The sequence below is a fragment of the Desulfomicrobium escambiense DSM 10707 genome, from assembly GCF_000428825.1.
Taxonomy (GTDB): Bacteria; Desulfobacterota; Desulfovibrionia; order Desulfovibrionales; family Desulfomicrobiaceae; genus Desulfomicrobium; species Desulfomicrobium escambiense.
Genome location: NZ_AUAR01000001.1, coordinates 107,795 through 127,105, shown reverse-complemented (window position 1 = coordinate 127,105; position 19,311 = coordinate 107,795). Strand labels below are relative to the sequence as shown.

Here is a 19,311-nt window from a genome sequence, read left to right as displayed (position 1 = left end):
GCCTCAGCGCCGCAATTTGTGACGCTGGATCTTGCCGGTGGCCGTGCGCGGGAGGGACGGCAGAAACTCGACCATGGCCGGGACCATGTGTTTGGGGAGACGCTCGCGGACGTGGCGGCGCAAGGCCTGGACCAGCCTGCCGTCGGCTTCGACCCCGGCCGGGGGCACCACAAAGGCCGCCGGGTAGTCCAGGCCGTGCAGCGTGCAGCGGGCGACGCCGCACTCGGCCACGGCCGGGTGCGTCTGCAGGCAGTCCTCGACCAGGATCGGCGAAACCCACAGCCCGCCCGACTTGATCATGTCGTCGGCCCGGCCCTGGTACCGGTAGAACTCGTCCTCCTCCACGCACAAGTCGCCGGTTTCGAGCCAGCCTCCCGGCAGCATGGCCTTGGCCGTGGACTCGGGCCGGTTCCAGTAACCCCTGGCCAGGCCCTGACCGCGCACGCGCAGGCGTCCGGGCGTACCCGAAGGGACGTCGTCGCCCCGCTCGTCCACAAGACGGACCGCGTAGCCGGGCACAACGCGGCCCAGGGTTCCGGCGAGAGCCGACCCCGGCAGGTTGGACAGGAAGACGAAGCCCGATTCGGTTGTGCCCAGTCCGTCGAGAATGTCCACCCCGAGCCAGTCCCGCACCTCCGTGAACACGGGGGCGGGCAGCGCCTCCCCCGCCGAATAACACAGACGCAGGGACGACATGTCCTCCCCGCCCGAACGCGCGCGCAGCAGGGACTGGTAGACCGTGGGAACGGAAAAGAAGACGCTGACCCGGTGCCTGGCCACAAGGCCCATGATCTCTTCCGGATCCGGCGGCCCGGGGAGCAGGACCAGGGTCGCGCCCACCCCCAGGGCCAGTCCGATCTGGACGCCCAGTCCGTAGGCAAAGGGCATTTTGCTGGAGGACAGGAAAATGTCGCCTGACGCGTCGCCCAGCACGCAGGGGGCAAAGGTGCGTAGCGGCACGGCCAGGACGTCGCCGGCCTGCGGCACGCCCTTGGGTCTTCCCGTCGAGCCGGACGTATAGAGCATAAACCCGGAGTTGTTCCCGCCGGCGGCATTAATCAATGGAGCGGAAGCCTCATCCATCCGGCTGGCGGGTTCGCCTGGATCGGTTTCCAGGACCGGCCCAGGCCAGGACGTGTCGTGGCCCCGCCCGGCGCCGAGCACGAGCAGACGGGGCCCGGCGTCGTGCAGGATGAACTCCCGGTCGGCCAGACTGACGCGCTCGTTGATGGGCACGGCCACGGCCCCGACCGCCAGGGCGGCCAGAAACCACTCCACCAGGGCAGGGCTGTCCGGCAGCAGCAGGGCCACCCTGTCGCCCGGGGCCACGTCTCTGCGCAGCAGCTCACCGGCCAGGGCGCGGATGTCCCGCACCAGCCGGTCGTAGCTCACCCGCCGCCCTTCATAAATCAGTGCGGCCTTGGACGGGTGTCGCTCCGCGTGGCCTTCGAGAATGGACAAGACACAGTTCGAATCCATGAATTCCCCCTTTACGCACCCCTTGATCGGAACGGGCGTTGCCGCCGGGCTTCCGTGACCGTATTGAGCGACGTTCGGCCCCGCCCATGGCGAGGCGCCGGGGCCTGCCGGCGGCAAGGCCGTGCGGCGCATTGTCACGTACATGCTTTCCGCGGTCCGCACAATGACGGCAGTCTGCGGCGGGTGACCTGAACGGGCACCGCGCACGGGGCGCTTCGGGCCTTGTGTTGACAGAAAGCGTTTTTTTTTCGCAGAGTTTTTCAGTTTTTCCATCAAGGAGCGTCCATGCCACACGGACCCTACGACATCGGCCCCGCCCGCCCGCGCCTGGACGCCCTGTCCAAGGCCTGCGGAGCCGAGCGTTTCAGCACGGATCACTACCCGCCAGGCATGCTCTGGGCCGGGGTCCGGCGCGCCGGCATCCCCCACGGCCTGATCCGCGAGATCGACACGGCCCGGGCCGCGAGCCTTCCGGGAGTACACCGGGTGCTGACCCGGGCCGACGTTCCGGGCGCCAACCGTCAGGGCATCGTGCACAAGGACATGCCCGTGCTGTGCGGCAGCAGGGTCCGTCACGCCGGGGACCCGGTGGCACTGGTGGTGGCGGACAGCCGCGACGTGCTGCGCAGGGCCCTCGAACTCGTCCGCGTGAGCATCGACCCCCTGCCCGCCGTCTGCGACGTGGACGCCGCCCTGGCCGAAAACGCCCCCCTGCTCCATCAAGGTCACGGCTCCAACCTGCTGCTGGCCGCCGAAATCCTCAAGGGAGACGCCGAAGCCTCCTTAAAAAAATGTGACGTGATCCTTGAGGACACCTTTTTCACCCCCTCCCAGGCCCACGCCTTTCTGGAAACGGAAAACGGCCTGGCCCGCATGGACGAGGACGGCCTCCTCCACCTGACGGTTTCCACCCAGGCGCCGTTTCGGGACCGCTTCGAGATCGGCCACGCCCTGGGCCTTGCGCCATGGAAGATCCGCATCGAGAGCCCCTTTCTGGGCGGAGGGTTCGGGGGCAAGGACGGCAGCACGGTGCAGTGCCTGCTGGGCCTGGCCGCCATGCGCCTGCCGGGGCGGTGGATCAAGATGTGGTGGGACCGCGAGGAGAGCTTCCTGGCCGGGTACAAGCGTCATGCCGCGCGCATGGAGTACACCCTGGGGGCAATGGCCGACGGCACCCTCGAAGCCCTGCGCTGCCGGCTGTGGTACGACAGCGGCGCCTACGCCCACCTGGGCGGCGAGATCATGGAACTGGGCATGGAGCACGCCGCCGGGCCGTACCGGATCGGCAGCATGGATTGCAGGGGCTGGTGCGTGTACACCAACAACCCCGTGGCCGGAGCCTTCCGGGGCTTCGGCGTGGCCCAGGTCAGCTTCGCCTTCGAGGGCATGATGGACCGCCTGGCCGACCGCCTCGGCCGGGACCGTCTGGACCTGCGCCGCCAGAACGCCCTGCGCCGGGGGGACCGCAACTGCTCCGGCGTGACCCTGACCTCCTCCACGGGGCTGGACGAATGCCTGCGCCGCCTGCGCGAAGACGAACTCTGGACCTCCAGGCAGGCCTGGAAAAAGGCCGCCCCCCGCTTCACGCGCCGGGGCGTGGGCGTCGCCGCCGTGTTCAACGGCATGGGCTACGGCCGGGGGCTGGCCGACAACGCCATCGCCAAGATCGAACTCACGCCCGAAGGACATTTCACCATCTACAGCGGCGTGAGCGACATGGGACAGGGCAACGCCTCCACCTACGCCCAGATCGCGGGGGAGACCCTCTGCCAGGATGCTGGCCGCCTGCGCGTCGTACAGCCGGACACGGAACTGGCCCACCCGTCGGGATCGGCCGCGGCCGGACGCACGACCTACACCTTCGGCAAGGCCCTGATCCAGGCCTGCGAACTCATGGCTTCCAAGCTGATCCGCCGCGCCGCGCTGGCGCTGATGATCGACGAACCCGGCGGCTTCGCCCTGGTGCCCGGCGCGGTCCGGCACCTGCCCACGGGCCGGGAGCTGCCCCTGTCCGCCCTGGGCGCCATGCTCACGCGCGACGACCGCATCTGCGTGGCCGAATACCTCATGCCCGTGTCCCGCGAGGTGCCGGACACGGGCAAGGACTTCGCCCTGGGCTTCCCGCATCTCATCTTCCCCTACGCGGCCCACCTCGTGCGGATCGAAATCGACGAACTGACGGGCGCGATCCGGATCTGCGACTACCTGGCCGCCACGGACGGCGGGCGCGTCCTCAACCCGCAGAATTTCCACCAGCAGATCGAGGGCGCCGTCGCCCAGGGGCTGGGCTTCGCGCTGATGGAGGACTTCGCGACCTCGGAGGGCCAAGTCGGCACCCAGGACCTGTCCACGTATCTCATCCCCACCTGCATGGACCTGCCGGACACGCGTTCCCTGGCCGTGGAAACCCTGGAGCACAGCGGCCCCTTCGGCATGAAGGGCGTCGGCGAGGTAGGCCTGAACGGGCCCCTCCCGGCCGTGGCCTCGGCCCTGTCCGACGCCCTGGGGGGATACGCGGTCCGGGCCCCCATAACACCGGAAACGGTGCTGCACCTTCTTTCAGCCGGAGCACGGGCATGATCATCCATTTCAGCCTCAACGGCCGGGACGTGGAGCGCGACGTGCGGGGGGACGAGCGGGCCGTGGACATCATCCGCGAAGACCTCGGCCTGACCGGAACCAAGGAAGGCTGCGGCACCGGCGAATGCGGGGCCTGCGCGGTCCTGATGAACGGCCGGGCCCGGCTGTCCTGCCTGACCCTCGCCGCCCAGCTCGACGGCGCGGCCCTGACCACCATCGAGGGGCTGGGGACGCCGGACCGGCCGCACCCGCTGCAGCGTGCCTTCGCCGAGCACGGGGCCGTGCAGTGCGGATTCTGCACGCCGGGCATGGTCGTGGCGGCGGCGGACCTGCTGGCCCGCAACCCCGACCCGTCCAGGGACGACATCCGCGAGGGGCTGTCCGGGAACCTGTGCCGCTGCACGGGCTACTCGCGCATCCTCGACGCCGTGGAAAAGGCCGGACGATGAGGCGCGTGCATCTGCCCACCTCCCTGGACGCGTTGTGGCCCCTCCTGGATGACCCGCAGGCCCGGGTCATGGCCGGGGGCACGGACCTCCTTGTCAGGCTCCGCGCCAGTCTGCCGGCCGGCCCCATCTGCTGCCTGGAACGCATCCCGGCCCTGCGCGGCGTGTCCGTGTCCGGCCGTATCGTGCGCATCGGCTCGGCCACGACCCTGACGGAACTGCTCGAATCCGAGGACATCGCCGCCGGGCTGCCCCTGCTGGGCGCGGCCGTCCGCCAGCTCGGCTCCCCCCTGGTGCGCAACCAGGCCACCCTTGGCGGCAACATCTGCACCGCCTCACCGGCTGGCGACACGCTGCCCGCCCTGTACGCCCTGGGGGCGACCCTCGAACTCGCCTCCCAGGCCTCGACTCGCGCCGTGCCCGTGGAAAATTTCATCACCGGACCGGGGAGGACGGTCCTGCGGCCCGGCGAAATCCTCGCCGCCGTGTGCGTCCCGCTGCCGGACTCCGGAGCCATCCAGCACTTCGAGAAGATGGGCCGGAGACGGGCCCTGGCCATCAGCGTGGCCAGCCTGGCGGCCTGCCTCGAACTGGATGGAGGGCGCATCCGCCGTATCAGCCTGGCCCTGGGCAGCGTCGCCCCCACGGTGCTGCGCTGCCGCGAAGCCGAGGAGTGGCTGGCCGGACGTGAACTGACCGCGGACAACCTGACGCAAGCGGCCGAACTGGTGCAAGTTGCGGTGCACCCCGTCAGCGACGTCCGCGCCACGGCCGACTACAGGCGGCAGGTGGCCGCCAACCTGCTTCTGCGTCTCGAGGCACACCGGCCATGAGGGCGGCCCTCCTGACGGTCCTTTTCGTCGTCCTCTGCGGGGCGGCACAGGCCGGGACGCAGCGTCTGGTCCTGCACTGGCTGCCCCAGGCCCAGTTCGCGGGCTTTCTCATGGCCGAGGAGAAAGGCTTCTACGCCCGCCGCGGAGTCGACCTGGAAATTGTGCCAGGCGGCCCGGACGTCAACGTCTCCCGGCATCTGGCCGAAGGCCGGGCCGAATTCGCGACCATGTTCCTGTCCACGGCCCTCGAACGGCGTGCCTCCGGCATGAACCTGGTCCACATCGGCCAGATCGTGCACCAGTCGGCCCTGATGCTCGTGGCCCGCACGGACTCGGGCGTGCGCTCCCTGAACGACCTGCAGGGGCGGCGCGTGGGCATGTGGGGTCCGGATTTCCAGATCCAGCCCCGCGCCCTGTTCAAGCGCCTCGGCATCAAGGTGGAGGTCGTGGAGCAGGCGCCGTCCATGGACCTCTTCATGCGCGGCGGCCTCGATGCCGTGTCGGCCATGTGGTACAACGAATACCACACCCTCATGTCCTACGGCCTGAACGAAAAGGACATGACCGCCTTCTTTTTCCGCGACCTGGACCTCAACTTCCCGGAGGACGGGCTCTACTGCCTGCGCGAGACCTACGAGCGCGACCCGGCTGCGGCGCGGGCCGTGGCCCAGGCCACCCTGGAAGGGTGGGCCTACGTCTTCGCCCATCCCGAAGAGGCCCTGGAACTGGTCGTCCGGCGCATGAAGGAGCACAAGGTCAGGGCCAACCGGGCCCACCAGCGCTGGATGCTGGCACGCATGCAGGACATCATCCTGGCCGGGGGAGCCCCGCGCCTGAACCTGGACCGCGCCGACTTCGAGGCCGCGACCGCCGCCCTCGTGGAACAGGGTTTCATCTCCGACCCGCCCGGTTACGCGGATTTCGTCATGGAGCCAGGGCCATGAGACGCATGGCCATCGCCACCCGCCTGTCGCTGCTGATCCTGGCCTGCGTCACGGTTATCGTCGTCCTCGTGGCGGGTTACGCCTTCGAGTCCTCCAGACGGACCATGGTCGACATGGCCCGCGAAAACGGGGCGCTACTGGCACAGTCCACGGCCGGCCGCATCAGCGCCCAGCTCAAGGCCACGGCCAAGGTCACGGAAACCGTGGCCGCCACCCTGGAGGACGCGGACATGCGGGAAAGCGAGCTGCGCGACCTGACCCGCCGCATCCTCTTCAGCAACCCCGGCATCTTCGGCTCGGCCATCGCTTTCGAGCCCCACGCCTTTCAAGCCGGCCGCCGGTTCTTCGCCCCCTTCTCCTTCAGGCAGGAAAGCCACGTCACCTCCACCACCCTGGGCGGAGCGGATTACAACTACTTCGCCATGGACTGGTACCAGCTGGCCAGGGAGCTCAACCAGCCCATCTGGACCGAGCCCTATTTCGACGAGGGCGGCGGCAAAGCCCTCATGGTCACCTACTCCGCCCCCTTCGCGCGGGTCACGCCGCGCGGGCTGCAGCTCACGGGCGTCGTCACGGCCGATGTCAACCTCGATTGGCTGCAGCGCATGATCGCCTCCATCCGGGTCTCGGACAACGGGCACATCTTTCTGCTCTCGCGCTACGGGGCCTACATCGCCCACCCCGACGCGGAACTGATCATGAACGAGACGATCTTCACCCATGCCGAGGAGCTGAACCACCCGCCCCTGCGGGAACTCGGCACGGAGATGGTCTCCGGCAGGTCCGGGTTCGTCGAATTTTCCGACTTCCCCGGAGTGGGCGCCGCCTACGTTTCCTTCCAGCCGTTGCCGGACGAGCACTGGTCCCTCGGCGTGGTGCTGCCCAGGGACGAGCTGCTGGCCGGCGTGAACCGGCTGACCCGCGTCATGGCCGGCATCGGCCTGGCGGGGTTCGCGGTCCTGGCCGGGGTGGTCCTGCTGGTCTCGGGCTCCATCACCCGCCCCTTGCGCATCCTGACCGGTGCGGCGGCAGGCATCGCCGGGGGCGATCTCGACCAGCCCATGCCGTTCATCGCCCCGGGCGACGAGGTGGGCGATCTGGCCGCCTCCTTCGAACGCATGCGGGAGTCCGTCAAAAAACACATCGCCAACCTGACCGAGACCACCGCCGCCAAGGAACGCATCGAGTCCGAGCTGCGCATCGCCCACGACATCCAGATGGGCATCCTGCCCAAGACCTTCCCGCCCTTCCCCGACAGGACCGAACTGGATGTCTTCGCCTCCATCCTGCCCGCGCGGGAAGTGGGCGGAGACCTCTACGACTTCTTCTTCATCGGCGAGCACCGCTTCTGCTTCCTGGTGGGCGACGTTTCGGGCAAGGGCGTGCCCGCAGCCTTCTTCATGGCCGTGACCAAGACCCTGATCAAGGCCGTGGCCGAGCGCGAGCCGGAGCCGGGCCGCATCCTGGCCAGAGTCAACGACGAGCTGGCCGCGGACAACGACTCGTGCATGTTCGTGACCCTCTTCCTGGCCGTCCTGGACACGCGCACGGGCAGGCTCGTATACGGCAACGCCGGGCATCCCTCCCCACTGCTGCTGCGCGCCGGGCTCCCCCCGGAGCGGATCGCCGGCATGGAGGAGCCCATGGCCGGGGCCATGCCGGACATCGACTACAGCACCGGCACCCTCGACCTTGTCCCCGGCGACGCGCTCTTCCTCTCCACCGACGGGGTGAGCGAAGCCATGAACCCGAACCTCGAACTGTACTCGGACGACCGCCTCCTGGAAACCGTGGCCGGACATGCCCGCGCCGGAGCGCGCGACCTGGTCCGGGCCGTGTCCGCATCGGTCACCGCCTGGGCCGGCGACGCGGAGCAGTCGGACGACATCACCATGCTCGCCCTGCGCTATCTCGGCCCCGGCCAGCAGTGACCTTCACCATCACAAGGAGACAACCATGGATATCCAGACCCGGACCGTCGGGACAAAAGCGCTGCTCACCTGCACCGGCCGCATGGACGCCGTCTCCGCCCCCCGTTTCGAGTCCGCCTGCACGGAACTGCTCGGACAGGGGTGCACGACGCACGTCGCGGACCTGACCGGGCTCGAGTACATCAGCTCCGCCGGACTCCGCAGCATCCTGGCCGCCGGCAAGCGCCTCAAGGCCGCCGGCGGCAGCCTCTCCTTCTGCGGCCTGTCCGGCATGGTGGACGAGGTCTTCAGGGTTTCAGGATTCCTGAAGCTGTTCACGATCCACCCGTCCGCGGACGCGGCCCTGGAGGGGTGATGGAAACGACAGGGGCCGTCTGCCTGCGCATCCCGGCCACCCTCGAAAGCCTCGCCCTGGTCCAGGACTTTGTCGGCAGCCGGGGCGCCAGCCTGGGCCTCGGCGCCGAACTGGCTGCCAGGCTCGAACTTGTGGTCGAGGAACTGGTGGTCAACGTCGGCAGCTACGCCTACCCCCAAGGCGGAGGCGACATGGAGGTGGACTGCATGCTCACCCCGAATGGGGCCCGCTTCTGCCTGATCCTGCGCGACTGGGGCGTGGCCTTCGACCCCCTCGGCCGCGAGGCCCCTGACCTGGAAGCAGGGCTCGACGAACGGGAGCCGGGCGGCCTGGGCATCTTCCTGGTCCGGGAACTGGCCGACGAATGCACCTACCGCCGCCACGGCGACATGAACGAATTCAGGGCCTGCTTCGCCCTGACAAAGGATGGCCGCAGATGACACGCGAAAAGACCATCACCCTGAAGCTGCACGCGGACTCGGCCTGGATTCCGATGGTCCAGGGCGTGGCCGAGCAGTGCGGCGCGGTTTTCGGCCTCGACCACGGCAAGGCCCTGCGCCTGACCATGGCCGTGGAGGAACTGCTGGCCTACCTCGCCGAACTGGCCCCCAAGGCGCCCCTCGAACTGCGTCTCGAACCCGGCGCGAGCCACGTCGACACGCGGTTTTCCTTCACGGCCCGCGACGCCGACCTCTGGGCCATGAACATCACCGCGTGCGGGGACGCCTGCGCCGAGGACAACCTGCAGGCCATGGGCCTGCTCCTGGCCGCGCGCATGAGCGACGGCTTCGAGGCGCACCGCGACGGCGCAAACGTGACCCTGCGCCTGCGCATGGACCGCGCCTATCCGGGCATCGAAAGCCGGGAGGCGGAACGCTTCGCTCCCCGCGGCGAGGTGACGTTCGTACCGGCCGACGAGCCGAGCCTGATCAAGGAGGCCTGCGCCCTGACGGCGGCTCTCTACCCCCAGCGCCTCGTGCCTCCGGCCTTCAGGACCCCGGGCAAGGTGGTCGACCGGATCCGGGGCGGCGAGCTGTGCGGCGTCCTGGCCCTGGACCGCGGCGGCACGGCCTGCGGCCTGATGACCTGGGAACCGCTGTCCGCCACCAGCGTCTCCTTCTGCGGACCGTACGTCTTCACCCGGGAGAGGGCCGCCATCGCGCGAGGCCTGACGGAACGCCTCGTCGGCGCCGTGGCCCGGACCCCCGTTGCGGTCATCCTGAGCCAGATGCCCACGGAAGACCTGCCCGAGGGTGAAGCCGAACTGCTGGGGACCCTGCCCCTGGCCCAGGCCGACGGCACGCCGGACCCCCTTCCGGTCTGGTATCGGGACATGCGCGAGGACAACGGCCTGGCGGTATGGACCCACCCGGCCCTCGAAAGCTTCCTGCGGGAGACGTACGACCGGCTTTTCCTCGTGCGCGACATCCATCCCACCTCCCGGCAGGGAGAACAGGTGGCCGGGCGCTCGGTCTTCGCCACGTCCATCCGACCCGAAGCCAGCCAGGCGGTGATCATCCCCATGCTCGACGGCGAGGATGCCTCCGCCACCGTGCGCGGGCACGTCCAGCTGCTCCAGTCCGAAGGGTACCGCAACATCCTGGCTCATCTGGATCTGGCCTTTGGCTGGCAGGCGGCCCTGGCTCCGGCCTTTCTGGAAAACGGTTTCGAGCCTCGCGTCCTGCTCCCCCACGCGGGACAGGCGGACATGGTGGTGCTGCAGCATGCTGGATCTTGAACGCCTGGTGCCGGCCCACGTCCGGCGCTTCGAGGTCTACACGCCGAGCAGGCCGGACCAGGAGCTGATGCGGCTTTTCCACGTCGACCACCTGCACCGGCTCAACAACAACGAGAACCCACTCGGCCCCCCGCCCGAAGCCGCCCGCATCGTGCAGGGCTTCCCGCCCCGCCTGGCCCCCATCTACCCCAGCGGCGACGCCTACGTCCTGCGGCAAATCCTGGCCGGACGCTTCGGCAAATCGCCGGACCAGTTCCTCGTCGGCAACGGCTCCTGCGAACTCATCACCAGCGTCATCAAGGCCTTCTGCGTCGAGGGCGACACCATCGTCACCGCAGACAGGACCTTCGCGGTCTACGAATGGGTGGCCGAATTTTCCGGCATCACGGCCCGCCTGGTCCCGCTCAGGGATTTCGGGTTCGACGCCCAGGGAATGCTCGCGGCCCGCGACGAACGCACCAAAATCCTCTTTGTCTGCAACCCCAATAACCCCACGGGCACCTGGTGGGACACGGGGACCCTGCGCCGCTTCCTGGACGCGGTGAACGGCCGGCAGATCGTGGTGCTGGACGAAGCGTATTTCGAATACGTGGACCAGCCCGGTTTCCCCAACGGCATGAACCTCCTGGACGAGTACCCCAACCTGATCGTCTTTCGCACCTTCTCGAAGATGTACGCCCTGGCGGCCCTGCGCATCGGCTACCTGTGCGGTTCCCCGGCCGTGGTCGACATCGTGCGCCGCACCCACGTCGTCTATTCCGTCAACTCCCTCGCCCAGCAGGCCGCGGCGGCGGCCCTGGAGAACGACGGGCCGTTCATCACCCGGACGCGCGCCATGGTGGCCGCGGGCAAGGACAGGATAAAGGCCCTATGCGGGGAGCTGAATCTGGCGTGCCAGTGCGGGGAGGGAAACTTCGTCATGATCCGCGTGCCGGTGGCCGACACCCTGCTGTACCGCAAGCTCATGGCCAGGGGGATCATGATCCGGACCATGACGGGGTTCCGTTTTCCGGGCTGGATCAGGGTAAGTATCGCGCAGGAGGAGGCGATGGAGGAATTCTGCGGGGCCATGCGGGACGTGCTGCGCCCCTGAATGGTAAAAAGCGGCGTTGCAGGCCGAGGTCCCGACGGAGCGGACCTGGCCGCCCCGTCGGGAAAAAACTGATCAAATGGAGATCTTCGCGCCCAGAAGCGCCGCGAACTTGGCGATCCAGTCCGGGTGCGCGGGCCAGGCCGGGGCCGTAACCAGGTTGCCGTCGACGTGGGCCTTGTCCAGGGCGATGTCGGCGTACCGGCCGCCGGCGCAGGTCACGTCAGGGCCGCAGGCCGGGTAGGCCGAGCAGCTCTTGCCTTGCAGCACGCCGGCCGTGACCAGGACCAGGGGGCCGTGGCAGATGGCCGCAATGGGCTTGCCGGCCGCGTTGAACTCGCGCACGATCTCAAGGACGCGCGGGTTGAGGCGGATGTATTCCGGGGCGCGACCGCCCGGCACGACCAGGCCGACGTACTCGGCGGTGTCCACGGCGGCGAAATCCTTGTTCAGCGTAAAGTTGTGGCCGCGCTTCTCGCTGTAGGTCTGGTCCCCCTCGAAGTCGTGGATGGAGGTGCGCACGAACTCCCCGGCTTTCTTGTCCGGACAGACGGCCTCCACCGCATAGCCAAGCATGGTCAGGGCCTGAAACGGCACCATGACCTCGTAATCCTCTACATAGTCGCCGACCAGCATGAGTATCTTCTTGGACATGACGAAATCTCCTCGTGTTGAGAGTGAAGATGACGACGCCTGAAAACCGGCAGAGAGCGTCAGGCCTTGGGACCGTTTTCCTCCGGTCCCTTCACCGGCTCGATGTCGACGGGATCGGGCGTATTTATGGCGGATTTGAAATTCCTGAGGGCCCGTCCCATGTCGGACCCAATGCGGGGCAGGTTCTTGCCTCCGAAGACAAACAGGGCGATGACCAGAACGATCAGAAGTTCCTGAACACCTATGCCGAACATGAAGGCCTCCCGGGCGAAACAGGGTGATTGGACCCGAACCCCGCCTGCGCATTCGCTGCAGATGGTTGCAGTAACGCACTGCGGGCCGGTGCTCACGAACTAGTCGAGGTGCCCGAAAACAGCAAGCTCTCGCCCGCCCCCCACGACGGGAATCTCGCCGCCCGACAGGGCGACGAGAACGGCGCTCCTGAGCAGGGCGTATGCCGAATCCGGGGCCGCCGCGTCGGCCATCGTGCCCCGGACGCTGTCCAGAAATGAGATTTCCCCGTCGGCATTGCGGTCCGTCACGGCCAGGACCGTCGCCCCCCCTTCCCCGTACACCACGACTTCCAGGGAAACGCCGTACCCCGCGCCCTCCCGGATGGTCACGCCGGTCGGCCCGAGCCACGTCCGCAGCCGCGCCTCGTAGGCGCAGACCCCGTCCGGGCAGTCCGGCAGCCCGTCGTCGGCCAGGTCCGGCACCTGCGTGAAGGGCCTGACGAGGCCGAACAGGCCCCGCGCGCCGTTGAAGATGAGGACCGGGTCCCCGACCCGGCAGAGGTTGAAGAGCTTCTCCATGTCCCGGTTGTCCAGGGCAATGCAGCCCTCGGTCCAGTCCCGCTCCCGAAACTCGCCGAATTGCCTGGAGACGCCTCCGCCGTGGATGGCGATGGCGCAGCCGAGGCCCGTGTCGCACGGAGTCGGCCTGGACGCGAGCACCGCCTTGCGGATCCTCCTGTAGGCCGCCGGGGAGACCAGACCCAAGGCCAGCCCCCGCTGGGCGTCGACCAAGTTCGGATAGGACAGGCCGAGGGTGCGGTGGAAGCGCGTCTGGCTCTTGTGGTACGAGATGGAATACAGTCCCTCCGGGGTGGCCAGGTCATGGGCCCGGACCTTGTCCGACACCGGGTCCACGCCGAAGCTGACCGGAAAGCTGGCCGCCTGCCGTCCCCCAACGTACAGCGTCAGCTCCCTCGTAGCCTTGTCCACGACCACGATGCGCCGGGCCGACGGCTCTGCCGCCTGCAGCCCGGACGCGGAAAAAGCAAGCAGAAAGAGGAATAGCAATTGACTTCTAAAATTGTGGAGGAGTAACATACAGTCCTAAAAAGATACCGGCAACACTCAACGCATGGGAGGATGCACGATGTTGACGAAAAAAACGGTTCTCACACTGTCCATGACACTGTTTCTTGCCGCGCTTCTGTTTGGGGCCACGGGCTGCGCCAACCTGAGCAAGGAGGACAGGGCCCTGCTGGAGAGCACGCGCCAGTCGGCCGAAGAGGCCAAGGCCGCGGCTGCCAGGGCCGAAGCCGCCAGCCAGCGGCTTGAAGCCCAGGGCGTACGCCTCGAAAAGGCAGCCGCTAGCGCGGAACAGTCCGCAACCAAGGCCGAGATGGCGGCCGAACGAGCCGAGGCCGCGGCCCTCAAGGCCGAACGCATCTTCGACAAGTCCCTGAAGAAGTAGCTCACTCCTTCCTGGGGCGCGCCACGGCCATAGGCACTCCCGACTTTTCGGCCAAGGCCCTGTCCAGGGCCGCGCGGTCGAGTTCGAGAGGTCCTATGGCCGTCTCGTAATAGAGCATCTCGTCCATGACCTTGGCCAGCGAATTGCCGAGCCTGCCGTCGAAGTCCTCGAAGACCTGGACCCACAATTTCCCGTCGCCCCACCCGAACTTGATGGGCTCGTAGATGACCAGCACCTTGGCGCCGACAGGCACCAGCGGATAGAGCGCGCCCACGTCCTCGGGGTACATGCGGATGCAGCCGTGGCTGACCCGGCGCCCCACCCCCCACGGCTTGTTGGTGCCGTGAATGGCGTAGAGGTTGCGCGACAGCCGGAAGGCGAAATCCCCCAGGGGGTTGTCAGGCCCGGGCGGCACCTCGGCCGGCAGGTCGGGCTCCTCCCTGCGGATGGACTCCGGCACCACCCAGGTCGGGTTGGCCGTCTTGCTCTTGACCGCGTACTCACCCAACTCCGTCAGATACCCTTCCCGGCCGATGCCGATGGGCGCGGTGAAGAAGAAGTCGTGGCCCCCGTTCGAAAAGAAATAATACAGACGCATCTCCGCCAAGTTGACGACGATGCCCGTTTCCGGATGCTCGCGCGGCGGCACGAAGGTCAGGGGCAGGCGCACCAGGCTGCCCTCGCGCGGCACCCACGGATCAATGCCGGGGTTGGCGGCCACGATCTGGTTGTACCCGAGGCCGAACTCCCGGGCGATGTCCAGGAGCGTGTCATGCTCCCGCGCCTGGACCATGCGCGTCACGCCGTACACGCCCGTTTCGGGCTCCATCATGAAGCTGCGCAGGGCCCACGAGGGGCAGACCGCGAGCAGGACCCAGACGAGGGCCGATGCGGCGATGAACGGGCAACAGGTTCTTTTCATGTCTCCTCAATCCCCTGGAGTACGGACGCCGGGGCCGGTGTGCGCCCGGACGCGCCGCGGGACCGGCGGGCTTGGGGGCGGCCCGGCTGCGGTCCCGGAATTTTCGCTTCGAGCCGACGGCTCTTTCCCGCCATGTTTTCAACCATACCCTATCAGACTCGGCCGCCGCTGTCCCGGTCCCGGACCGCAGCCGTTCGCAATGCCCCTCATTCCCCGAGAATCCGCGACAGCCCCTGCGCCGCGGACTTGTGCACCAGAGCGATGACTTCGTCGCCCGCCACGAGCACGGTCTCGCCGTGGGGGATGACCATCTGCCCGCCACGCAGCACGGCGACCAGGATGCACTCGGCTGGGAAGGCAAGCTCCACGATCCTCTTCCCCGCGGCCGGCGCCTGCGGGTGCACGGTCTGCTCAACGATGGAGCAATCGCCCTTGGAGAGCTTGAGCAGGGTCGTCATGCCGCCCAGGGACATCTCCTCGGCGATGAGCTGGGCCATGAGCCCGGCCTGGTTGACGGCTGCGTCCACGCCCATGGCCGGCGTGAACATCCAGCCGTTTGCCGGGTCCTTGACCCTGGCGATGGTGCGCGGGACGCTGAATTCAAAGCGCGCGAGGCTCGTGGCCACCAGGTTCGTGGCGTCCGTACCGGTCACCGCCGCCAGGACGTCGGCGTCTCTCACTCCCGTGGCCTCCAGCACGGCCGGGTCGGCGCCGCTGCCGGTCACGACGCACCCGGCCGGCAGCGCCTCGTGCAAGGCCCGGAGTTCCCCGGCATGGCGCTCGATGATCCGGACCTGATGCCCCCCGGCCAGCAGCAGCGTCGCCAGGTGCGTCCCGACCTTTCCCCCGCCCACGATGATCACCTTCTTCATGGCTCACCTCACGTCAGGGCCAGAATGGAGCGCAGCCGCTCCGAGGATTCGCGCAGCACGGCGACGTAGACGGTGTCGTCGCGCTCGAACGCCGTTTCGGACGACGGCAGCAGAATCCGTCCCCGCCTGCCCACGGCCACGACGTGCATCTCGCCGAAGACCGTCAGGTACCCCGTCTTGCGGCCTTCGAGGGGTGGCGGGACGGGGAAGCACACGATCTCGGCCTGACCGTCGCCCAGGCTCGCCAGAACTTCGGACTCCGCATAGAGGAGCAGGTCGGCGATGCGGTTGACGGCCCAGTCGAAAGGCGCGACGACCTGCACGCCGAGCCGGCGGTAGAGCTCCGCGTTCTGCGGGTCGTGCAGGCCGGCCACCACCCTGGGGACGCGGAAGACAAGGCGGGCCAACCGCGCGACGACCACGTTGATCTCGTCGCTGCCCGTCACGGCCGCCAGCCCGTCGGCCTGTTCGATGCCGGCACGGACCAGGGTGCCCCGGTCGAAGCACCCTCCCGCGACCAACCGCCCGCGCAGCGACGGTTCGAGCCCCTCCGACGCGCCGGAGCCGTCGTCCACGAAGGCGACGTCGTGCCCCCCGCGGCGCAGGGCCAGGGCCAGCCCCTCGCCCATCCTTCCGCAACCGACGATGACGTATCTCATGTGACGACTCCCGTATGCTTGGTTTTCTCAATCCGGCGCTGCACCCATTTCCTGGCCTCGTCGGCCAGCAGGAGGAGCGGCGTCCAGGCGAAGAGGAACAGCCAGTTGAAGAGCGGAAACGGTCCTGTCCCGACCAGCCTCTGGGCCGGCGGCCAGTGGACGATGGCCGCGACGACGGCCAGTTCGCTGGCCACCCCGAGCCACAGGAGGCGGTTGCCGAAGGCCGGGACCCGCAGCGACGACGCCCGCTCCGTGCGCTGGGCAAAAAGGTTGCCGATCTGGGTCGTCACGACGCAGGCCAGGGCCATGGCCGTGGCGGACTCGTACAGCGGGCCGGCGGACGGCAGGTCGAGCCACTGGCCCCAATGTCCATTGGTCCAGTACAGGAAATAGAAGGCGGCCATGACCGCCAGACTCTGCAGCGGCCCCAGGAACAGGTAGGCCCGCGCCAGAAGGCCGGGGGTGATGACGTGCTCGCGCAGGTTTCGGGGCGGTCGGTCCATGAGGCCCGCCTCGGCCTTTTCCGCGCCCAGGCCCAGGGCCGGCAGCAGGTCCGTGCCCAGGTCCACGGCCAGGATATGCATGACGTTCAGGGCCAGGGGGATGCGCCCGCCGCTCAGGGCGAAAAGGATGAAGGGCACGGCCTCGGGGGTGTTGCTCGTGAAGATGTATGTCGTGAACTTCTTGATGTTGGCGAAGACGGCGCGGCCTTCCTCGATGGCGCCGACGATGGTCGCGAAATTGTCGTCCGTGAGGATGACGTCCGCCGCCTCCTTGGCCACGTCGGTGCCCGAGAGGCCCATGGCGATGCCGATGTCGGCCTTCTTGATGGCCGGGGCGTCGTTGACTCCGTCGCCGGTCACGGCCACCACGTGCCCCGCCCGCTGCAGGGCCGAAACGATGCGCAGCTTGTGCTCCGGGGCGGCGCGGGCGAAGATGACCTCCCCGCTCAGGGCATCGTCCAGGGCCGCCTCGTCCATGCCGTCGAGGTCCGCGCCGCTGACGATGCGCGCCCGCCCGTCCCGCCCGTCCCGCCCGTCCCGGATGATACCAATGCGGCGCGCCACGCTCTCGGCCGTCAGGCCGTAGTCCCCGGTGATCATGACAATGCGGATGCCCGCCCGACGGCACGTGGCCACGGCCTCCTCGACCTCGGGCCGGGGCGGGTCCATCATGGCCACGAGGCCCAGAAACGTCATGTCCGCCTCGACGTCCCCGGCCGGCAACCGGCCAAGATCGGCGCAGGCAAGCCCTTCGCCGCGCACGGTCCGCCTGGCCACGGCCAGGACCCGCAGTCCCGAACGGGCGAAGCCGTCGCCCGCGCCCATGATGCGGGCGCGGGCGGGCTCGTCCAGGGGCCTCTCGTCCCCGCCCGCGAGCATCCGGGTGCAGAGTTCCAGCACCTCCCGCGGCGCGCCCTTGGCATGGACCAGGGTCTCGCCGTCGCCGCGGTGCACGGTGCTCATGCGGCGGCGCCTGGAGTCGAAGGGCAATTCGCGCAACCTGGGCGTGGCCCGCTCCTCGACGGCCAGATCGACGCCCGCCTTCAGGGCCGCCACCCGCAGGGCCGCCTCCGTCGGATCCCCGATGACCGTCCAACGTGAACTGCCTTCGCCGGGCGGCTGCAAGCGGGCGTTGGTGCACAGCCCGGCGGAAAGCAGCAGCGCGTGCAAGCCGCCACCGCGGGGAACCTCCACCGCTTCGTCGCCGCGCCACATGCCGCCGTCCGGGGCGTACCCCGTGCCCGTGACGCGCAGGGCATCACCCTCGGGGACGCCGGGCAGCCAGATCTCGCGCACCGTCATCTCGTTCTGGGTCAGGGTCCCGGTCTTGTCCGTGCAGATGACCGAGGCGCAGCCCAAGGTTTCCACGGCCGAGAGGCGCTTGACCAGAGCGTTGCGTCCGGCCATGCGCTGCACGCCCATGGCCAGGGACAGGGTTACGGTCGGCAGCAGCCCCTCGGGCACGAAGGCGACGATCATGCCCATGCCGAAAACGAGTCCTTCGGCCCAGTCCATGCCGGCCAGCAGGACGGACAGGAGGAAGAACACGCACCCCGAACACACGGCGATGACCGTGACGACCCGCGTGACCCGGCGCATCTCCTTCTGCAGAGGACAGAGCTCCTCCGCGATGCCCTGAGTGAAGCCGGCGATCTTCCCAAACTCGGTGTCCATGCCCGTGGCGAAGACCACGCCCCGGCCCGTGCCCGAGACCACGCTCGTCCCGGCGAAGGCGACGTTCGGGGTCTCCAGCCGCGACATGCCCCGGCCGGCGACCGCCCCGTGGGTCTTGAGGACGCTTCGCGACTCGCCCGTCAGGGTCGACTGGTCCAGGCGCAGGTCTGCGGACTCGATAAGCCGCGCGTCGGCACAGACCCGACAGCCCTCCGCAAGCACCAGGACATCCCCCGGCACGAGGGTGACGGCATCGACCAGCAGGATCTCGCCGCCACGCACGACGCTCGCCTTCTCGTCCAGCATCCGGCGCATGGCCTCGGTGGCCTTCTCGGCCTTGTACTCCTGCCAGAAGCTGAACGCCCCGTTGATGACGTTCACGGCCCAGATGGAGAAGGCGAGCTGCGGCATACGGGCAAAGATGGCCACAAAACCGGCGATCCAGAGGAGCATGGCCATGAGGTGCGTGAAGTTGGCCAGAAACTTGAGCGGCAGAGACGCGTTGCGGGCGACGGCGATGGTGTTGGGCCCGAAGCGGGCCAGGCGCGCCGCGGCCTCCGGCGTGCCCAAACCGTCGGGACCGCTGCCCATGGCCCGGCAGACCTCGGCGGCCGGCAATGCTTCGAAGGACGCCGTCCGATCGAAAATATCGTGTTGACCCATGAAGGCCCGCCCATGCCCGCGGGAGGGGGACTCGTTCTCTTCCACCCGCACCGGATGCCGGGGCCGACAGTACCCACGGCGCCCGACGATCCGAAACGTACCTTCTCGTACCAGAATACAGCTCCAAACGTCCAACGAAACGCCCTCGATCCTGCGACATATCAAAACGCGTACGGAGAACGTTCCATACCTACAGGGTAGCCTTTACACCTTGCTGTACATCTACTAGCCTCGATCAATGACCACTCGGACTGCACAGCCCGGCAC

Annotated in this window: 18 protein-coding genes; 10 read left to right on the top strand and 8 right to left on the bottom strand. The window is 68.4% G+C overall.

Annotated elements, in window-relative coordinates; all coding sequences use genetic code 11:
- Positions 1-3: 3 nt before the first annotated feature.
- A complete protein-coding gene (locus tag G394_RS0100535) occupies positions 4-1,479 on the bottom strand; it encodes an AMP-binding protein (protein ID WP_028575980.1) in 1,476 nt (491 codons plus the stop codon).
- 285 nt (positions 1,480-1,764) lie between these two features.
- Between G394_RS0100535 and G394_RS0100530 the strand changes: the two genes are divergently transcribed.
- From G394_RS0100530 to hisC, 9 genes are read left to right on the top strand one after another with little or no spacing between them, the layout of a single operon-like run.
- Complete coding sequence (locus tag G394_RS0100530) at positions 1,765-4,059, top strand: xanthine dehydrogenase family protein molybdopterin-binding subunit (protein ID WP_043774281.1); 2,295 nt, start codon at positions 1,765-1,767, stop codon at positions 4,057-4,059.
- Complete coding sequence (locus G394_RS0100525; RefSeq protein WP_028575978.1) at positions 4,056-4,508, top strand: (2Fe-2S)-binding protein; 453 nt, start codon at positions 4,056-4,058, stop codon at positions 4,506-4,508. Before G394_RS0100530 ends, G394_RS0100525 begins: the two co-directional genes overlap by 4 nt.
- On the top strand, positions 4,505-5,338 hold the full coding sequence (locus tag G394_RS0100520; protein ID WP_028575977.1) for an FAD binding domain-containing protein: 834 nt from the start codon (positions 4,505-4,507) through the stop codon (positions 5,336-5,338). Before G394_RS0100525 ends, G394_RS0100520 begins: the two co-directional genes overlap by 4 nt.
- On the top strand, positions 5,335-6,282 hold the full coding sequence (locus tag G394_RS17345) for an ABC transporter substrate-binding protein (RefSeq protein ID WP_043774278.1): 948 nt from the start codon (positions 5,335-5,337) through the stop codon (positions 6,280-6,282). Before G394_RS0100520 ends, G394_RS17345 begins: the two co-directional genes overlap by 4 nt.
- Positions 6,279-8,213: a SpoIIE family protein phosphatase gene (locus G394_RS0100510; protein ID WP_028575976.1), complete on the top strand. Its 1,935-nt coding sequence runs from the start codon at positions 6,279-6,281 to the stop codon at positions 8,211-8,213. The genes G394_RS17345 and G394_RS0100510 overlap by 4 nt, the downstream gene beginning before the upstream one ends.
- Positions 8,214-8,238: 25 nt before the next feature.
- Positions 8,239-8,568, top strand: coding sequence for an STAS domain-containing protein (locus tag G394_RS0100505; RefSeq protein ID WP_028575975.1), 330 nt, complete (start codon positions 8,239-8,241; stop codon positions 8,566-8,568).
- Positions 8,568-9,008: an ATP-binding protein gene (locus G394_RS0100500; RefSeq protein ID WP_043774276.1), complete on the top strand. Its 441-nt coding sequence runs from the start codon at positions 8,568-8,570 to the stop codon at positions 9,006-9,008. Before G394_RS0100505 ends, G394_RS0100500 begins: the two co-directional genes overlap by 1 nt.
- On the top strand, positions 9,005-10,306 hold the full coding sequence (locus G394_RS0100495) for a hypothetical protein (RefSeq protein ID WP_028575973.1): 1,302 nt from the start codon (positions 9,005-9,007) through the stop codon (positions 10,304-10,306). The genes G394_RS0100500 and G394_RS0100495 overlap by 4 nt, the downstream gene beginning before the upstream one ends.
- Positions 10,293-11,399, top strand: a complete 1,107-nt coding sequence (gene hisC, locus G394_RS0100490; RefSeq protein WP_028575972.1) for a histidinol-phosphate transaminase — start codon at positions 10,293-10,295, stop codon at positions 11,397-11,399. Before G394_RS0100495 ends, hisC begins: the two co-directional genes overlap by 14 nt.
- Before the next feature lie 72 nt (positions 11,400-11,471).
- Here hisC and G394_RS0100485 read toward each other — a convergent pair whose 3' ends face one another.
- From G394_RS0100485 to G394_RS19855, 3 genes are all read right to left on the bottom strand, one after another.
- The gene (locus G394_RS0100485) at positions 11,472-12,050 is read right to left on the bottom strand and encodes a DJ-1/PfpI family protein (RefSeq protein WP_028575971.1); all 579 of its coding nucleotides are present in this window, start codon (positions 12,048-12,050) and stop codon (positions 11,472-11,474) included.
- A 59-nt stretch (positions 12,051-12,109) separates the two neighbouring features.
- On the bottom strand, positions 12,110-12,304 hold the full coding sequence (tatA, locus tag G394_RS0100480) for a twin-arginine translocase TatA/TatE family subunit (RefSeq protein WP_028575970.1): 195 nt from the start codon (positions 12,302-12,304) through the stop codon (positions 12,110-12,112).
- A 99-nt stretch (positions 12,305-12,403) separates the two neighbouring features.
- Positions 12,404-13,351 (bottom strand): L,D-transpeptidase family protein, encoded by a 948-nt coding sequence (locus G394_RS19855; RefSeq protein ID WP_051306836.1) that lies wholly within the window; start codon positions 13,349-13,351, stop codon positions 12,404-12,406.
- A gap of 79 nt (positions 13,352-13,430) precedes the next feature.
- Between G394_RS19855 and G394_RS0100470 the strand changes: the two genes are divergently transcribed.
- The gene (locus tag G394_RS0100470) at positions 13,431-13,751 is read left to right on the top strand and encodes a hypothetical protein (RefSeq protein ID WP_028575969.1); all 321 of its coding nucleotides are present in this window, start codon (positions 13,431-13,433) and stop codon (positions 13,749-13,751) included.
- Position 13,752: 1 nt separating this feature from the next.
- Here the strand turns inward: G394_RS0100470 and G394_RS0100465 are convergent, their stop codons facing one another.
- The 4 genes from G394_RS0100465 to G394_RS21700 form a co-directional block, all read right to left on the bottom strand.
- Positions 13,753-14,673, bottom strand: a complete 921-nt coding sequence (locus tag G394_RS0100465; RefSeq protein WP_028575968.1) for a L,D-transpeptidase family protein — start codon at positions 14,671-14,673, stop codon at positions 13,753-13,755.
- Positions 14,674-14,879: 206 nt separating this feature from the next.
- Entirely contained in the window at positions 14,880-15,545 is a 666-nt protein-coding gene (locus G394_RS0100460; RefSeq protein WP_028575967.1) for a potassium channel family protein, read from the bottom strand.
- 8 nt (positions 15,546-15,553) lie between these two features.
- Entirely contained in the window at positions 15,554-16,204 is a 651-nt protein-coding gene (locus tag G394_RS0100455; RefSeq protein WP_028575966.1) for a potassium channel family protein, read from the bottom strand.
- The gene (locus G394_RS21700; RefSeq protein ID WP_043774358.1) at positions 16,201-19,044 is read right to left on the bottom strand and encodes a cation-translocating P-type ATPase; all 2,844 of its coding nucleotides are present in this window, start codon (positions 19,042-19,044) and stop codon (positions 16,201-16,203) included. The genes G394_RS0100455 and G394_RS21700 overlap by 4 nt, the downstream gene beginning before the upstream one ends.
- Positions 19,045-19,311 lie beyond the last annotated feature (267 nt).

What these genes read in the sequence shown, in the direction of transcription:
- G394_RS0100535 (WP_028575980.1), bottom strand. Translation starts at nt 1,479, where the DNA reads ATGGATTCGAACTGTGTCTTGTCCATTCTCGAAGGCCACGCGGAGCGA.
- G394_RS0100530 (WP_043774281.1), top strand. Translation starts at nt 1,765, where the DNA reads ATGCCACACGGACCCTACGACATCGGCCCCGCCCGCCCGCGCCTGGAC.
- G394_RS0100525 (WP_028575978.1), top strand. Translation starts at nt 4,056, where the DNA reads ATGATCATCCATTTCAGCCTCAACGGCCGGGACGTGGAGCGCGACGTG.
- G394_RS0100520 (WP_028575977.1), top strand. Translation starts at nt 4,505, where the DNA reads ATGAGGCGCGTGCATCTGCCCACCTCCCTGGACGCGTTGTGGCCCCTC.
- G394_RS17345 (WP_043774278.1), top strand. Translation starts at nt 5,335, where the DNA reads ATGAGGGCGGCCCTCCTGACGGTCCTTTTCGTCGTCCTCTGCGGGGCG.
- G394_RS0100510 (WP_028575976.1), top strand. Translation starts at nt 6,279, where the DNA reads ATGAGACGCATGGCCATCGCCACCCGCCTGTCGCTGCTGATCCTGGCC.
- G394_RS0100505 (WP_028575975.1), top strand. Translation starts at nt 8,239, where the DNA reads ATGGATATCCAGACCCGGACCGTCGGGACAAAAGCGCTGCTCACCTGC.
- G394_RS0100500 (WP_043774276.1), top strand. Translation starts at nt 8,568, where the DNA reads ATGGAAACGACAGGGGCCGTCTGCCTGCGCATCCCGGCCACCCTCGAA.
- G394_RS0100495 (WP_028575973.1), top strand. Translation starts at nt 9,005, where the DNA reads ATGACACGCGAAAAGACCATCACCCTGAAGCTGCACGCGGACTCGGCC.
- hisC (WP_028575972.1), top strand. Translation starts at nt 10,293, where the DNA reads ATGCTGGATCTTGAACGCCTGGTGCCGGCCCACGTCCGGCGCTTCGAG.
- G394_RS0100485 (WP_028575971.1), bottom strand. Translation starts at nt 12,050, where the DNA reads ATGTCCAAGAAGATACTCATGCTGGTCGGCGACTATGTAGAGGATTAC.
- tatA (WP_028575970.1), bottom strand. Translation starts at nt 12,304, where the DNA reads ATGTTCGGCATAGGTGTTCAGGAACTTCTGATCGTTCTGGTCATCGCC.
- G394_RS0100470 (WP_028575969.1), top strand. Translation starts at nt 13,431, where the DNA reads ATGTTGACGAAAAAAACGGTTCTCACACTGTCCATGACACTGTTTCTT.
- G394_RS0100465 (WP_028575968.1), bottom strand. Translation starts at nt 14,673, where the DNA reads ATGAAAAGAACCTGTTGCCCGTTCATCGCCGCATCGGCCCTCGTCTGG.
- G394_RS0100460 (WP_028575967.1), bottom strand. Translation starts at nt 15,545, where the DNA reads ATGAAGAAGGTGATCATCGTGGGCGGGGGAAAGGTCGGGACGCACCTG.
- G394_RS0100455 (WP_028575966.1), bottom strand. Translation starts at nt 16,204, where the DNA reads ATGAGATACGTCATCGTCGGTTGCGGAAGGATGGGCGAGGGGCTGGCC.
- G394_RS21700 (WP_043774358.1), bottom strand. Translation starts at nt 19,044, where the DNA reads ATGGGTCAACACGATATTTTCGATCGGACGGCGTCCTTCGAAGCATTG.